Raw genomic sequence first — 15,550 nt, forward strand, 5'->3', positions numbered from 1 at the left:
GGCGGCCCACCTCCCCGGACGGGCGCGGCGCCGGCGGAGCGGAGGCGGAGACCGTGTGCCGAGAACGGGGAACGCGGCCCGGTCGACGCTCTCCTCGGTCTGGGACGACGCGCCCGCGCGGTTCCGCCACCGTAGGGGCACCGCCCCCCGCGACCGAAGCCCAGCCGCGCGTTCGAGCTGACCGGGTGAGGAACAGCCCCACCTGTTCACCCGGTCGGGGGAGTACGGCGGGCGGGACCACCCGCCGCGCCGCCGGGCGGCGGACGCGGCGGCTCGGGCCAGCGCGGACCGCTGATCGCTCCCACCCGGCTCACCCGGGGGAGGCCCCGACGGATGCTCGTGGCTCACGAGCACGCCCGACGGAGTGCCGGAACCCTGTTCACGGGAACGACGTCGTCGCGCGGGGCGACCGGGTGGCACGAGCCCACGGCCGCCCCCGGTCGTGCGCCGGAGCCCCGCCTGGCCGAAGCGGGGAGGAACGCCGCCGCCTGGGTCAACCCGGCCACGGCCGCCGAGGGGGCGCCGTGGTCCGAGGACGGCGGCCTCGGCCGACCGCCTACGTGTCCCCCGCCCGCCCGGCGGCGACGGCCCGCCGGCCCCGCCACTCGTTGAGCGCCACCGCGAGGATGATCACCGCTCCCTGGATCGCCTGCTGCCAGTAGGCGCTCACCTGGAGGGCGATCAGGCCGTTGGTGATCAGGCTGAGCAACACCGCGCCGAGCACCGCGCCGAGCACCGTTCCTCGGCCGCCGAACAGGCTCGCGCCGCCGATGACGACGGCACCGATCGCGGTCAACTCGTAACCGACTCCGGTGCTGGGCTGGGCCACCGACAGCCGCGCGGTCTCCAACAGGCTCGACAGGGCGGCCAGCGAGCCCGCGACCACGTAGACGAACATCTTGACCCGTTGGACCCGGATCCCGGAGAGGACCGCGGCGGGTTCGTTCGACCCGGTGAAGTAGACGTGCCGCCCGATCGTCGTCCTGGTCAGGACCAGGTGCGCCACGACCGCGACCACCAGCGCCACCCACACCGGCACGGGAAGGCCCAACCAGGACCCCTGCCCGATGCCCAGGAAGGGCGGAGCGAAGCCCGTCTGGGTGGAACCGCTGGTCAAGCCCAGGGCCACGCCGCGGGCGATGCCCAACATGCCCAGGGTGATGATGAAGGGCGGGACCTTCGTGAGCACGATCAGGGCGCCGTTGAGCAGCCCGCAGGCCAGACCGGTGGCCAGGGACAGCGGGATCGCGACGATGTAGGGGAGGTCCGCCGAGATCACCCAGAACCCGGTCGCCACCGAGGTCAGCGCGACGACGGAGCCCACCGAGAGGTCGATGCCGCCGGTGGCGATCACGAAGGTCATGCCCACCGCGATGATCGCGACGAGGGCGGCCTGCCTGGCCACCACGAGCAGGTTGTCGACGGTGACGAAGGTGTCGGTCCTGATCGCCAGGAAGGCCAGGATCCCCAGCACCACCAGCAGCAGCCCCGACTCCCTGCCCCGGAAGGGCCGCAGCCACGGCGAGTCGGTTCGGCGCGTGCTGGCGCCGGAGGAGCCGGTCCGGTCCGGGTCGGCGGTGGGCGTCGTGGTCGTGGACATGGTGTTCGCTCCTCAGCCCGTCGCCGGGGTGCCGATTCCGGTGGCCAGCGCCACGATGGCTTCCTCCGTGGCCTCGTCCGCGGTCAGCTCGCCCGCCGTCCGTCCGGCGGAGAGCACCACGATCCGGTCACTCATCCCGATCACCTCGGGTAGCTCGCTGGAGATCATCAGGACCGCGACGCCGGCCGCAGCGAGTTCCCGGATGATCCGGTAGATCTCCGCCTTCGCCCCGACGTCGACTCCCCGGGTCGGCTCGTCGAGCAGGAGGACCGATGGCTCGGTCGCCAGCCACTTGGCCAGCGCGACCTTCTGCTGGTTCCCGCCGGAGAGCCCTCCGACGAGGGAGTCGACGCTGGGGCACGCGATCCGCAACGACGTGCGGAACCTGTCGGCCACGTCGCGTTCCGCCCGAGGCCGGAACCACCCCTTCGGCGCGATCGTCCTCGGGACCGTCACGGCGATGTTGCGCCGGACCGACATCTCCAGGAAGAGCCCGGTGGCCTTGCGGTCCTCGGAGAGGTAGCAGACCCCCTCCGCCAGGGCCTCCTTCGGGTGGCCGAAGCGCACCGGCCGGCCCCGCAGCAGGATCTCACCCTGGTGGGGGTCGGCGCCGAAGACGGCCCGCGCGGTCTCGGTCCGCCCCGAGCCCACCAGGCCGGCCAGGCCGACGATCTCCCCGGCGCGCACCGCCAGGGAGACGTCACGCACCCGATCCCCGGAGGAGAGGTTGCGGACCTCGAGCACGACCTCGTCCCGGGCCTGGTCGGACCGCTCCCCGTAGAGCTGGGTGATCTCCCGGCCGACCATCCTGGCGACGAGGGCGTCCGGGTCGGTGTCGTCCGCGCGCGACAGACCGGTGTGCCGCCCGTCCCGCAGCACGGTGATGCGGTCGCAGACCTCGAAGATCTCCCGCATCCGGTGGCTCACGTACACGATCGAGACGCCGGAGTCCCGCAGCCTCCTGACGACCGCGAGGAGCCGGTCCACCTCGTCCTCGGTGAGTGCCGAGGTCGGTTCGTCCATGACGATGAGCCGTGCCTTCGCGGCCAGCGCGCGGGCGACCTCGACGAGTTGCCGCCTGGCCAGGGACAGCCGTTCCACCTCGACCCACGGGTCGAGCTGGATGCCCAGCTCGGACAGCGCCGCCTCGGTCCGCCGTTCCATCTCCCGGCGGTCGAGCATCCCGAACCGGGTCGGCTCGGCGGCGACCAGGATGTTCTCGGCGACGGAGAGGTGCGGGGCGAGGGTGAGTTCCTGGTGGATCACCGCCAGCCCCAGCCGCTGGGCGTCCCGGGGGCCGCTCATCCGGACGGGACGCCCCTCGACGAGCACCTCGCCCTCGTCGGGGCTCACCACGCCGGCGAGCACCTTGAGCAGGGTGGACTTCCCGGCCCCGTTCTCACCGACCAGGCCCATCACCTCGCCGGGCCGGACCTCCAGGTCCACCGAGTCGAGGGCGCGCACGCCCGGGTAGGTCTTCACGATCCCGGTCATCCGCACCAGGGGTTCGACGCCGGGGGCCGGTGGGTCGTCCGTGGGCGGTTCCGCCTCGGGTGCCGCGCTCACGAGATGGTCCGCTCGAAGTCGGGGAGCGTCTCCTTGGTGATGGCGACGACGCCGGTGTCCAGCTCGGTCTCGTCCACGTCCGCGTCCTGGGCCATCGCGACCAGCAGTTGGAGGGCCGCCGCCGTCATCCCGTAGGGCCGCTGGGAGACGAGCAGCTGGATGCAGTCGTTGCGCATCAGGTCCCTGGCCTGGGGGATCGCGTCGAAGCCCGCGACCAGCACTTCGCCGCACCGCCCCGTCTGCTGGAGGGCGGTCGCGGCTCCGGGCGCGTCGCCACCGTTGACGCCGACGATCGCCGCGACGTCGGGGTGCGCGGCCAGGATCGCCTCGGTCTTGCTGGTCGCCTCGGCGATGGCGTCGCCCGACTCCTCGATCGCGACGATCTCCACGTCGGGGTCGGCCTCGACGACCTCGCGCAACCCGGTCAGCCGCTGCTGGCTGTTCACCGCGCCGAGCGAGCCGACGATCACGGCGATCTCGCCCTCCCCGCCGATCTGCTCCAGCAGCTGCTCACCGAAGGTCCGCCCGGCGTTGGTGTTGTCGGTCCCGATGTAGCCACGAGCCTCGCTGTCGGGCACGGGCGAGTCCCAGGCGATGACCTCGATGCCCATGTCCCGCGCGGTGGCGATGGTGCCCAGGACGGACGCCGGGTCGTTCGGCGAGATCGCGATGCCCTTGGGCTGCCGGGCGAGGGCGGCCTCGAACATCTGCACCTGCTGGCCGACGTCGGTGGTCTGGGGGCCGACGAACTCCGCCCGGACCCCGAGCCGTTCCGCAGCGTCCTCCATCCCGGCCCTGGCGTCGTCCCAGTACGGGTTGTCCAACGACTTGGGCAGGAAGACGTACAGGTCGTCCGACTCACCGGAGACGTCCGGGATGCCCAGCTCGGCCGCGAGTTCCTCGGCGACCTGCTGGCTCTCCTCACCCAGGTCCTCGGCCTCGGCCCGGGTCGGCAGGTAGTCCGAGTTCGAACCACAGGCCGTGAGGGACACCGCGAGCGCGGTGCCGAGCACGGCGGTCACGAACGGTGGGACCCGCACTGCGCACTCCCTTTCCGGCCAGCCACGCCGGCCTCTTTCCTCGTTTTCCCGGTTCTCCGGCGCGGGTGGCCACCGGAATCCGGTCACACCGGAAACCGGAGAGGGACACGCTACTCCCCCACTCGCGTCACACCCGGGAGACGTGGCCGCGATCGGCCCTCTTTGCGCCTCGGCGTGCGATTCTCCACAAGCGGAAGATAATGGCGCACTCCTCGTCGACATTCGGCCGCGTTTCACCCAGAAGGAGGAGTTTCGGGCGGTGGTACGCCTGCTTCCGGCAGGACCCGCACGGCGCGGACCACCGGTCGACCACCGATGACCTGGCGCCCTCCGCCTGCGCGGATCTCGATGGCGGAGGGGCCGGCGGCTGGCAGGTCGAGGCCTCACGCCACCGCGCGAGGTGTGTTCGCCGCCGGGCCGACGCCCGGGGAACCGAATTCCCCCGCCACTCCCGGCAGTGCCGGTTCGGGGCGGGCGGAGAGTCGGGCGGAGCCACCACGTGATGCCCTCGAGTGCGTTCCGCCCGAATTCTCCGTTCCTTCCCGGGGACGCCGGAACGAATACTCCCCCACCCGAGGAATTCCATTGCTCCAAATGCCGGACAAACAGCTGGGCCGGTGGACCGTTCCGCCTTCCCGGTTCTCGCCGGTGGCGGGACGCCATGCCCCGGACGAGGGCTGGAAGCGCGCCCCGAGCCGGTCACCCCGGCGGGAGCGGAGCTCCCACCGCCCCTCGTGCCCAGCTCCGTCAGCTCCCCGCCTCTCCCGAGGCCGCGCCGCGCGGGGTCGCCGAGGCGGCCTCCGCCGGTTCGCCCGCCGCCTCCACCTGCCGCGCCTCCGCCGGCAGGAACAGCAGGCCCACCACCAGGATCACCGACAGGCCGGCGGCGGACAGGAAACCAGCCCTGATCGAGGTCGCCTCCATCAGGGGACCGAACAGCAGCGGCGCGGCGAACTGGCCCGCGAAGGTGGCGGTCCCGGTCAACGAAGCGGCCTGCGCCCGTGCGGCTGGCGGTGCGGCATCCGCGATCAGCACGGTGAGGGCGGGCATCGCCAGCCCCATGCCCAGACCGAAGACGATCACGGCGAGCAGGATGAGCGGCGGTGAGTCGGTCAGGCCGAGGCAGAGGAAGCCGCCACTCCAGCCCACCACCGCGACCCGCAGCATCGCCGGGTACCGGAGGCGTCCCCGGATCCGGGCGTACCCCAGGCCCACGAGGCTCATCGCGACCGCGAGGACCGCGCTGAAGACCGACACGACGAAGGGGTTGTGCACGCCGACCTGGGCGAGCCGTTGGGGCAGGAAGACCGCGACGACGAGCATCAACATCGCCAGTACCAGGAGCAGCCCGCAGTACGCCATCAGGCGCGGCACACGCAGCAGCGAGACCAGTCCTCCACCTCCACCGCCCCGGGCCGGCGCGGGCACCTCCGGGAGCACCACCAGGGTCGCGATCGCGATCGGGACTCCGACGAGGTAGACGGCGAACGGGCCGTGCCAGGAGACCGCGCCCGCGGCTCCCCCGATCAGCGGCCAGAGCACACCCCCCATGCTGACGGCCGTCGACCGCCATCCCACGACGCGGTCGCGGGCCGTCCCCTGGTAGAGCATGAGGACCGCCACCGTCGTCCCCGTGAAGACCGCCGCCGCCCCCAGACCGAAGACCAGGCGGGTGACCAGCAGCTGGGTGTAGGACTCGACCACCAGCCCGGCTCCCCCGGCCAAGCCGTACACCAGGAGCCCCACCACCAACGGGCGGCGCACCCCCCAGCGGTCCATGACCCATCCCACCAGGGGGCTCGCGAGCGCGATCGCCAGGGAGTGGGCGGTGAGCACCAGGCCCGCCGCCGTTCCCGTGACGGCCAGGTCGGCGCGCAGCACCTCGATCACCGGCCCCAGGATGGCGCCCGCCATCACGCTCAGGGTCGAACCGAGCAGCAGGACGACGAGGACCCCGGGCCGCTGCCCGGTCCCGAGGCGTGCTGTCGTGGTCATCAGGACTCCCATCGGCGAGGCCCCCGGGCGGCGGTTGGGGCTCGGGACCGGGGTGTGCCGCGCGGCGGCACCGTGAACCTGGCCCTGATGATCTCGCGAACGGGCACGCAGGGCACCCGATTGGTGACACGGAGCGGTCACACTTCCCGCGCGGTGCGCGCGAGCGGCTCCCCCCGGGCACGGGAGGATTCCTCCGGAGGAGGGAGTCGGGAACCGGTTGTCACCCCGACTGACGATCATCGGGGGAACGCCCTGGACGCGGTCGTCGCCACCGCCACCGGGTCCCGGGCACCTCGGGCGGCCCCCGGCCGCACCGGGCTCGGGGCGCGCGGGGCGTCGGCGCGGCGGGTGCGCCGGGAGGACCCGGCCCGTGCCGGGGACGGCGTCCGGGCGGCACCTCCGGCACCGAGCGCGGTCCACGGGACGTCCAGCGGCGCTCCGGCGGCGCTCCGGCGGCTGGTCGGTCCCGCTCGGGACCGGCCCGACCGGGAGCTCCCGCCGGGTGGCGGGAGGGGCGCTGGCCCTCGCCCGTGGAACTCGCCGACCGGGAGCCGGCGCGAGCCGGAGGGAGCGGACGAGCGGTGGGGCGGTGTGTTCCGGGTGGCGGCCTCCCCGGTCCGCCGACTTCGGTGGATGGCGGGCGGGGGCACCCGGGTCATGACCCTCGGGCGCCCCCGCGCCGGCCCGGCCGCGCCTGTCCTCAGTCGCCGGAGCCGGGTATCCCGTTGGCCCTGATCACGCGGGCGAAGAACCTGCCGCTGTCCTTGACGGTCCGTTCCTGCGTCTTGTAGTCGACGTGGACGACACCGAACCGCTGGTCGTAGCCCCAGGCCCACTCGAAGTTGTCCAGCAGCGACCAGCAGCAGTACCCGCGCAGGTCGACGCCCTGCTCGATGGCGTCGTGCACGGCTCGCAGGTGCCCGTCGAGGTACCGGGTGCGGTCCTCGTCATGGACCTGGCCGTCCTCCGCCACCGTGTCCAGGTAGGCCGCGCCGTTCTCCGTGACGTAGAGCGGAACGCCCGGGTACTCCCGGTGCAGTCGCAGCAACAGGTCGGTCAGCCCCCGGGGGTCGACCGGCCAACCCATCGCGGTCCTGGGCAGGTCGCGCTCGGGATTGCTGAAGGGGGCCGCGCCCACGAGGGGTGTGGGACGTCCGTCCAGCGAGGGCGCCTCCGTCCCGCCGTGCCCGGAGACGACCTCGTCGTGGTAGAAGTTCACGCCCAACAGGTCGATCGGCTGGGAGATGAGCTTCAGGTCACCGTCCCGCACGAGTTCGGAGAACCCGAACTGGTCGAACTGCGTGTGGGCGTCCTCCGGGTACTCGCCCCGGAACAGCGGTTCGAGGAAGACGCGGTTGCGCACCAGGTCCACCCGCCTGGCGGCGGCGACGTCCACCGGGTCGTCCGGGTCCGCCGGCACGATGGGCGCGGGGTTCAGCGTGATGCCCAGCTTGACGTCGGGCCGCCGCGCCCTGATCAGCGCCGTGCCGAGACCGTGGGCCACCAGCAGGTGGTGCACGGCGGCGACCGCGGCGTCCGGCTCGGTCCGCCCCGGGGCGTGCTCTCCGGAGGCGTACCCGAGGAACGCCGCGCAGAAGGGCTCGTTCAGCGTGGTCCAGTAGGGCACCCGGTCACCGAGCGCGGTGACCACCGTGTCGGCGTACTCGGCGAAGCGGTAGGCGGTGTCCCGGTTCGTCCACCCGCCCCGTTCCTCCAGGGCCTGCGGGAGGTCCCAGTGGTAGAGGGTGATCCACGGAACGATGTCGCGTTCCAGCAGCTCGTCGACCAGACCCCGGTAGAAGTCCAGGCCCCGCTGGTTGACCGACCCACCGTCCGGTCGCACCCGCGGCCACGCGACGGAGAACCGGTAGGTGGCCAGTCCGAGATCCGCCATCAGCGCGACGTCCTCGGACACCCGGCGGTAGTGGTCCGCCGCCGGGTCACCGGTGTCCGCGTTGGCCACCGCGCCGGGTTTCCTGCAGAGGACGTCCCAGATGGAGTCGGTGCGCCCGTCGGCGGTGGTGGAGCCCTCGATCTGGAAGGACGCGGTGGACGCTCCCCAGAGGAATCCCTCCGGGAACGTGATGGCGGCCGAACTCGCGGCCGGGTCCTGGGCAGTGTGTTCCGTCATCTCGTTGTGGGGGCGCGCCGTCCCCGGCCGATCGCCGGGGAGCGCCCCTCGCCTCCGTCCTTGGCTCGGTGTTGCTCGCTGGTGTGTCTGCGGCGGAGAGATCAGGTGAACCCCGCGGGGAAGGCGCCGACCGGAGGCGCGTCCGGTCGGCGGTCGGGCCCCGCGGGCCCGCTCATCCCTTCACCGCTCCCTGGGCGATGTTGGCGACGATCTGCTTCCCGAAGATGACGAAGACCAGGAGGATCGGGATCGTGGCCAGCGTCGTCCCGGCCAGCACCAGCGAGTAGTTGGTGTAGTAGCCGGCCTGGAGCCGTTCCAGGGCCACCTGCACGGTCGGGTTCTGCGCGTCCAGGACCACGAGGGGCCAGAGGAAGTCGTTCCAGGAGTGCATGAAGGTGAACAGGCCGAGGATCGCGGCCGCGGGGCGGGCGATCGGCAGGACCACGTGCCAGAAGGTCCTGATCATGCTGCACCCATCGACCCTCGCGGCCTCCAGCAGTTCGTGGGGCAGCGCTCCGACCAGGTACTGGCGCATCCAGAACACGCCGAACGCGGTCACGAGGTTCGGGACGATCACGGCGGCGAGCTGGCCCTGCCAGCCGTAGGAGGTCATCGCGATGTAGAGGGGGATGATGCCCAGCTGGGTGGGTACCGCCAGCGTGGCGACCACGAAGGCGAACAGGGCGCCGCTCCCCCTGAACCGCAGCCGGGCGAAGGCGTAGCCGGCGAGGGTCCCGAAGAGCACCACCGAGACCGTCACCGTGGTGGCCACGATCAGGCTGTTGCCCAACGCCAGCCAGAAGGGAACGGTGTCGAACACCTCGGCGGCGTGGGAGAAGAAGTTCGCACCGGGCAGCAGGGGCGGGATGCGTTCCCGCACCACGGAGCTCTCGTGGCTGGCGACGATGAACGACCACCAGAGCGGGAAGACCGACCCGAGGACGAACGCGAGCAGCAGGCCGTAGGTCAGGAAGCGCGGCCGGCTGATCAGGGAGGCGTGTTCTCCTCCCTCGGACGCGCGGCGTCGGGTCCTCGGTGGCCGGGGAGCGGTCTGGGTACTCATCGACGTTCCTCCCCGGTCGAGGCGATCCGGCGGGTGATCAGGAAGTTGATCAGCGCGATCACGACGATCAGCAGGAACAGCGTCCAGGCGATCGCCGAGGCGTACCCGAGGTCGAAACGCTCGAATCCGGCCTGGTACATGAACAGGGTGATGGTCTGGAACTGGTTGTCCGACCCGCCGTTGTTCGAGCCCGGGATGTCGCTGAACAGCTTGGGCTCGGTGAAGATCTGGAGACCACCGATGGTCGAGGTGATCACGACGAAGATCAGCGTGGGCCGCAGCAGCGGCATCGTGACGCTGAAGAACCGGCGGAAGGGCCCGGCCCCGTCGACGACCGCGGCCTCGTAGAGGTCCCGGGGGATGGCCTGCATGGCGGCCAGGATGATGAGCGCGTTGTACCCGGTCCACCGCCAGTTCACCATCGTGGCGATGGCGACGTGGCTGGCGAAGCGGTCGCTGTGCCAGTTGATCCGGTCGAAACCGAAGAACTCCAGCACGTTGTTGATCAGACCGTAGTTGTGCCCGAACAGGTTGCTGAAGATGATGCCCAGGGCGACGAGGCTCACCACGTACGGGATCAGCACGCTGACGCGGAAGCCGGTGCGGGCGCGGATCCTCGCGTCCAGCAGCACGGCCAGCAGCACCGCGATCACCAGCTGCGGACCGGTGGACAGCAGGAAGATGCTGATGGTGTTGACCAGCGCCTTCCAGAACTGGTCCGACTCGATCAGCCTGGCGTAGTTGTCGAGCCCCACGAACTGCTGTTCGTCCGCCAGCATGTCCCAGTCGAACAGCGAGACGTAGGCGGTGAAGAGCAGCGGGAACAGGCCGACCAGGCCGAAGACGATGAAGAACGGCGCGATGTAGAAGTAGGGCGCCGACTTGACGTCGAAGCGGTAGAGGCGCTGTCGCAGGGTCAGGTCGTTCTTACCGGAGCCTGAACGGCCTCCGGGCGGTGGAGACGGTTTCCGGGACGCCTCGGCGGTCTCGGAGCGCAGATCGGCCAACTCCCCTCCTCGGTAGGGGCTGCGCGGACGCGGCGGACGGATGACGGTCGTGGAGCGGACGGGGCGCCGTCACGGCGCCCCGTCCGGGAGGTCGCGGTCAGCCCTCCAGTTCGTTGGCGCCGCGTACCGCCTGCTCCCACGCCTCGTCCGGGCTGGCCAGTCCCTGCTCGATGGTCTGGATGGCCGGTCCGAAGACGTTGTCCTGCAGGTCGCCGTCGCTCGGGCCCTTGTACTGCGCCCGCTCGATCCGCTTGGCCGCCTCCGAGAAGAGCGGTCCGACGTCCGGGGTGGCGAAGTAGTCGTCGCGGTGCTCCAGCAGCTCCTCCATGTCGAGGGCCTCGACCTGCGCCGGGAACGGGCCCTCCGCCACGAAGGCGCGGATCTGCTGCTCGGGGGCGGTGAGCCAGGCCGCCAGCTCCGCCGCCTCCTCGGGGTGCTCGCTCTGGGTGGGCACCGTCAGGTAGGTGCCGCCCCAGTTGCCGCCGCCGTCGGGGAAGGTCGGGCTGATGGCCCACTGCCCGGCGTGCTCCTCGCCGGAGTGCTCCTTGATCGGCCCCATCATCCACGCGGGGCAGGTCTTGGTCGCGAACGCCGAGTCGGCGAACCCGCTCTCCCACTCGTTGCTGAACGCCGCCAGCCCGGCGGACTGGCCGCCCTCGACCGCCGCGGTCATCCGGTCCCAGTTGTGCCGGACGTCCTCGTTGCTCTCGACGATCAGGTTGTCCTCGGCGTCGTAGTAGCCGAACTCGAGCTGGTTGTTCATGGCGTTGAAGACCTGGCTGCCGTTGTCGAACCAGGCGGAGCCGATGTCGGCCGAGGTGAACTCGTCGCCGGCCTCGAAGTAGGCCTCCCAGGTCTCGAAGAGGGGAGCCACCTCCTCCGGGTCGGAGGGCAGGCCAGCCTCCTCGAAGAGGTCCTGTCGGTAGCACATCGCCAGCGGGCCCATGTCGGTCCCATAGCCGATCAACCGGCCCTCGGCGTCCTGACCGCCGGCGTACTTCCACTCCTGCCAGCGGTCCTCGAGCCCCTCGGGACCGATCTCGGTGAGGTCGTTGAAGCGGGAGGAGGCACCCCGGGCCCGGGCCATGTGCCCCTCCTCCACGGCCTCGATGTCGGACAGTCCCGATCCGGCGCCGAGCTTCTGGAACAGGTTCTGGTGGTGGGCGGGGGACCGTCCGGTGTGCTGCTGGACGATGGTGATGCCCGGGTTCTGCTCCTCGTACTCCTCCAGCAGGGCCTCGTAGCCCATCGAGCCGAAGGTCGCGATGGTCAGCTCGATCTCACCGTCGCCGCCGCCACCACCTCCCCCGCCACCACCGCACGAGGCCAGCGTCAGCACGGCCGCCATCCCGGCCGAAACGGTCAGCGTTGTCCTGGATAAGTGACGCATCGTTGAATCACGCACCTCGAACTCCCTGTTGGTGGGTGCGACGGTCGACCTGCTCGAGGAACGACGGCGCCACACCTCATGTGAGCGCTCCCAAATTCGCTTGACCAGTCTTCGAGTGACACGCCCCACTGTCAAGCACTGTTGCAGGCCCGTGACCTGAAGATCACGCTCCGGGGTCGACCCACCCATCGAAACCGCACGCTGACCTGCTCGAAAAGTCCTCGATGGAGAGACAAACGAACCAGTGGTCCTTTGTGGTCACCCTCCAACGTGGCGCTCGTCGCTTGCCCCGGCGCCAACTAGCCCGGGAGCGCTCTCACGAGTAGGCTCGACGCGGGGCCTCACGCACCGTGACCACTCCACCACCAGGGCGTTCGTCGTCTCGGTTCCAGTGGTCCGGGTGGCCTACCATCGGCGGTAGGAGCGCTCACACCCACCACGGGGGCGGGGCGGGGAGCACCTCGCTGGCCCACCACCAGTCGGTTGGCCAGCGGGGCTCGGAACGGCCCCTTGGGTAGGCGCTAGTCGGGGAGGTACATCAGTGGTGGAAGCCACACGCAGCGGGAACGGGAGTGCCCGTCCCACCCTGGAACAGGTGGCGGCGGCCGCGGGGGTGTCCCGGGGGACGGTCTCCCGTGTGGTCAACGGTTCCCCCCAGGTCAGCGAGGCCGCTCGAGCGTCGGTGCTGGAGGCCGTGCAGCAACTGGGTTACGTTCCCAACCGGGCCGCCAGGAGCCTCGCCACCCGTCGCGCCGACTCGGTGGCCTTCGTCGTCTCCGAACCGGAGTCCCGCGTCTTCACCGAGCCCTTCTTCGGCAGTCTGCTGCGGGGTGTCAGCAAGGAACTGTCCGCCAGCGGTCTCCAACTGGTGCTGGTGATGGCCTGGACGGCCCGGGAACACGCCCAGGTCGAGCAGTACGTCCGCAACGGTCACGTCGACGGGGCCGTCCTGGTCTCCGTGCACGGGGACGATCCGCTGCCGTGGCGGCTGATGGAGAACGGCACGCCGGTGGTCATGTCCGGCCGTCCGCAGCTCTCACACCCCTCCCTCCCCTACGTCGACTCCGACAACGTCGAGGGCGCGCGCGCCGCGACCGCCCATCTCTACGAGCGCGGTCGCCGCCGCATCGCGGCGATCACCGGACCGCAGGACATGTCGGTGGGGGTGGACCGGCTCGCCGGCTACCGCAAGGCCCTCCGCGGGCGGCGGGGAGTCCCCCGTGACCTGTGCGCCTTCGGCGACTTCAGCCAGGAGAGCGGCGAACGGGCGATGCGCCAGCTGCTCGAACGCGACCCCGAGCTGGACGCCGTGTTCGCCGCGAGCGACATGATGGCCGTCGGCGCGTTGCGCGCGCTGCGGGCGGCCGGGCGACGGGTCCCGGACGACGTCGCCATCATCGGGTTCGACGACTCCGAGACGGCCAGGCACACCGACCCCCCACTGACCTCGGTACGACAGCCGACGGAACTGATGGGGCGCGAGATGACCCGCATGTTGTTGACCCTCATCGAGGGCGGGAGCACGACCAGCGAACCGGTCATCCTCCCCAACGAGCTGGTGTTGCGCGGCTCGGTGTGAGCCGGCGCCCGACCCGGACCAGGTCGACCCCGGCAGGCCACCCAGGACGGAGTGGGGCGCCACCCGCTCGCCGTTGAGCGGATGGCGCCCCGGTCAACGGGTCAGCCGAAGAGTTCGGCGTGGGTCGCGAAGGCGGTCGCGATGTCCGTCTGCGCCCAGAACCGGTGGTAGGTGAAGGTCGGCGCCGGTCCGCCGTCCAGGTAGGCCTGCACCTGCGGCCAGTCGGGGTCGTCCTGGTAGAAGCTGCGGATGGACCCGAAGGTGGAGTCGGAGTCGATCACGTCCCCGTTGGGCATCGTGCCGGTCCAGCCGTTGGGGATGTAGAGCTGCTGGTCCCCGGTCTCATCGAACCGCGAGTAGTCCTCCCGGGTCTCCTCGGTGGCGATACCGAGGTCGGTCTGGTTCGCCAACAGCGCGTCGAGCAGCCCCTCCCCGGTCGCCAGGGCGGCGCTGTCGCCGGTGGCGGCCGCGTAGTAGAGCAGCGTCTTGGCCAGACCCGCGGCCACGCCGACGTCCTGGCTCTGGTCCACCACGCTCACCCGCAGCGACGCGTTGTCACCCGGGTTGGCGGCGTCCCAGGTGTCGGGCTCCCCGCTCCACGAGAGGTTGCTCGGCACCCCGAAGTCGCCCCCGGTTCCGACCGTGGTGTGCTCGATGGCCCAGGGGATCCAGTTGTCGAGGATCTCGCCGGCGCGCTCGTCGCCGGTGATGTGGTGGTACTGGGCCACCCGCTCCATGTCCCACACCTGGAAACCGAACCAGTTGTTGCTCGGCGGGTCGTTCCACACCGGCTGCCAGTCGTAGGCCATCCCGTAGAAGGTGGGGTGGTCCGCTCCAGGGTCGGAGTAGTCGCCCTGCCAGCTGTTGGTGGCGCCGCCGGCGATGCCACCGTCGGCGGACTGGAGCCACCGCAGGAACTCCAGTTGGCGGTCGAGGCTGGTGGCCCAGTCCTCCTGGGCGGTCGGTGACTCGGGGATCAGCCCGTCGACCTCGGACAGCGCCCAGGCGGCCAGGACGTTCTGGTAGCCCTGGTGGGAGGCGCTGGAGCCGATGCGGAACGCCCACGGGTACTGGGCGTCGGCCAGGGCCCCGCCCCACGAGTAGTACCAGGACAGCAGGTAGTGCGCGCTGTCCTTGCCCTGCGCTCCCGGGCACCCGGTCTCGCTGGTGCAGTCGCCGATCTGCTTGAAGTACTTGTCGTACATCGAGTACCGCAGGTAGTCACCCATCTTCGCGGCGTCGGCCACGGTGTCGGCGACCGCTCCCGCCTGCCCCTGCTCCTCGGCCCAGGTCTGCGCCAGGTAGGCGACCTGGACGGCCCTGGCGTCGGCGTCGGGGGCGTTGGTGTAGCGCCACTGCGGGGAGTAGGCCTGGTCGTCGGTGAAGAGGTCGAGGAAGCCGTTCTCCCCGCCGAACTCGAAGGTCTCGCAGGAGGGGTGCGGAACGGTCTCCCACACCGACTCGCCCGAACCGCGCTGGTAGGTGTTGATGAAGGCCGGCTCGTCGTCGGTCCCGTCGCCGCAGAAGCCGTAGCCGTAGACGTTGTCCACGTCGAGCAGCCAGTGCATGCCGTAGATCTCGTCGGTGCCGTAGGTGGCGCTCAGCTCGCTGGCCAGCGGGTCCTCACCGACCGGCACGTCCTGGCGGAGCAGTGCGGGGTACTGCGTGGGCGAGGGGTGCTCGGCCGCGTAAGTCGCGGGGCTCCCGGGGTCGTAGGAGGAGTTCGTCGGTTGGTCCTCGGTCCCCGGGATGGCGAAGCGCTCCAGCGACTCCCAGGCCGCGTTGAACGGCTCCCAGTCACCGGTCACCCTGCCGTAGCTCGCCTCCAGCCACAGGTAGTAGCTGAACGCCTCGGAGGTGGTCTGGTGGCCGTGGTCGGGTGCCTCCACCAACAACGTCTCGACCGAGTGGTAGGGCACCAGCAGCCCGTCGAACTCGCGGAAGTAGCCGCTGGCCGGGTCCTTGATCTTCTCGTACTGGTCGAGGAAGGCCGCCTCGTACTCGGAGGGCTGGCGGGGCTCGACCTCGACGTCGGCCGGCAGGTCGTCGGCCGGGGCGCCGCCGAAGGCCGCCCCCGAGGTCACCGGCACCATCGCGGTGGTCAGGAGGGCCGCCGCCGCGAGGACGGGCGCCTTTCTCACCGACCTCCGCCGTAACGTGGACGCTGTCATGGCAGGGA

The 15,550-nt window shown here is 71.1% G+C and carries 10 protein-coding genes; 1 reads left to right on the plus strand and 9 read right to left on the minus strand.

What is annotated here, in order from left to right; all coding sequences use genetic code 11:
- Positions 1-556: 556 nt before the first annotated feature.
- The 8 genes from ACOJVX_RS20070 to ACOJVX_RS20105 all read right to left on the minus strand — a co-directional run bounded on the left by ACOJVX_RS20070 (position 557) and on the right by ACOJVX_RS20105 (position 11,792).
- Complete coding sequence (locus ACOJVX_RS20070; RefSeq protein WP_035291908.1) at positions 557-1,600, minus strand: ABC transporter permease; 1,044 nt, start codon at positions 1,598-1,600, stop codon at positions 557-559.
- 12 nt (positions 1,601-1,612) lie between these two features.
- Positions 1,613-3,166 (minus strand): sugar ABC transporter ATP-binding protein, encoded by a 1,554-nt coding sequence (locus ACOJVX_RS20075; RefSeq protein ID WP_051313880.1) that lies wholly within the window; start codon positions 3,164-3,166, stop codon positions 1,613-1,615.
- A complete protein-coding gene (locus ACOJVX_RS20080) occupies positions 3,163-4,206 on the minus strand; it encodes a sugar-binding protein (protein ID WP_337661800.1) in 1,044 nt (347 codons plus the stop codon). Before ACOJVX_RS20080 ends, ACOJVX_RS20075 begins: the two co-directional genes overlap by 4 nt.
- Positions 4,207-4,953: 747 nt before the next feature.
- On the minus strand, positions 4,954-6,201 hold the full coding sequence (locus ACOJVX_RS20085) for an MFS transporter (RefSeq protein ID WP_103057090.1): 1,248 nt from the start codon (positions 6,199-6,201) through the stop codon (positions 4,954-4,956).
- A gap of 700 nt (positions 6,202-6,901) precedes the next feature.
- Positions 6,902-8,332, minus strand: coding sequence for a GH1 family beta-glucosidase (locus tag ACOJVX_RS20090; RefSeq protein WP_418152829.1), 1,431 nt, complete (start codon positions 8,330-8,332; stop codon positions 6,902-6,904).
- 172 nt (positions 8,333-8,504) lie between these two features.
- Positions 8,505-9,395, minus strand: coding sequence for a carbohydrate ABC transporter permease (locus ACOJVX_RS20095; RefSeq protein ID WP_026418580.1), 891 nt, complete (start codon positions 9,393-9,395; stop codon positions 8,505-8,507).
- Positions 9,392-10,315 carry a carbohydrate ABC transporter permease gene (locus tag ACOJVX_RS20100; protein ID WP_162182577.1) on the minus strand — a complete coding sequence of 308 codons (924 nt, stop codon included), beginning with the start codon at positions 10,313-10,315 and terminating at the stop codon, positions 9,392-9,394. Before ACOJVX_RS20100 ends, ACOJVX_RS20095 begins: the two co-directional genes overlap by 4 nt.
- Positions 10,316-10,499: 184 nt before the next feature.
- On the minus strand, positions 10,500-11,792 hold the full coding sequence (locus ACOJVX_RS20105; protein WP_417853578.1) for an extracellular solute-binding protein: 1,293 nt from the start codon (positions 11,790-11,792) through the stop codon (positions 10,500-10,502).
- A gap of 544 nt (positions 11,793-12,336) precedes the next feature.
- Between ACOJVX_RS20105 and ACOJVX_RS20110 the strand changes: the two genes are divergently transcribed.
- The gene (locus tag ACOJVX_RS20110; protein WP_026418583.1) at positions 12,337-13,371 is read left to right on the plus strand and encodes a LacI family DNA-binding transcriptional regulator; all 1,035 of its coding nucleotides are present in this window, start codon (positions 12,337-12,339) and stop codon (positions 13,369-13,371) included.
- 101 nt (positions 13,372-13,472) lie between these two features.
- On the opposite strand, the gene ACOJVX_RS20115 is transcribed toward ACOJVX_RS20110, so the two are convergent.
- Positions 13,473-15,512: a glycoside hydrolase family 48 protein gene (locus ACOJVX_RS20115; RefSeq protein WP_026418584.1), complete on the minus strand. Its 2,040-nt coding sequence runs from the start codon at positions 15,510-15,512 to the stop codon at positions 13,473-13,475.
- Positions 15,513-15,550 lie beyond the last annotated feature (38 nt).

The sequence above is a fragment of the Actinoalloteichus caeruleus genome, from assembly GCF_049311605.1.
Lineage (GTDB): Bacteria > Actinomycetota > Actinomycetes > Mycobacteriales > Pseudonocardiaceae > Actinoalloteichus_B > Actinoalloteichus_B caeruleus.

Bases quoted from the DNA above. Each gene is read 5' to 3' on its own strand.
- ACOJVX_RS20070 (WP_035291908.1), bottom strand. From the start codon at position 1,600: ATGTCCACGACCACGACGCCCACCGCCGACCCGGACCGGACCGGCTCC.
- ACOJVX_RS20105 (WP_417853578.1), bottom strand. From the start codon at position 11,792: ATGCGTCACTTATCCAGGACAACGCTGACCGTTTCGGCCGGGATGGCG.
- ACOJVX_RS20085 (WP_103057090.1), bottom strand. From the start codon at position 6,201: ATGACCACGACAGCACGCCTCGGGACCGGGCAGCGGCCCGGGGTCCTC.
- ACOJVX_RS20095 (WP_026418580.1), bottom strand. From the start codon at position 9,395: ATGAGTACCCAGACCGCTCCCCGGCCACCGAGGACCCGACGCCGCGCG.
- ACOJVX_RS20090 (WP_418152829.1), bottom strand. From the start codon at position 8,332: ATGACGGAACACACTGCCCAGGACCCGGCCGCGAGTTCGGCCGCCATC.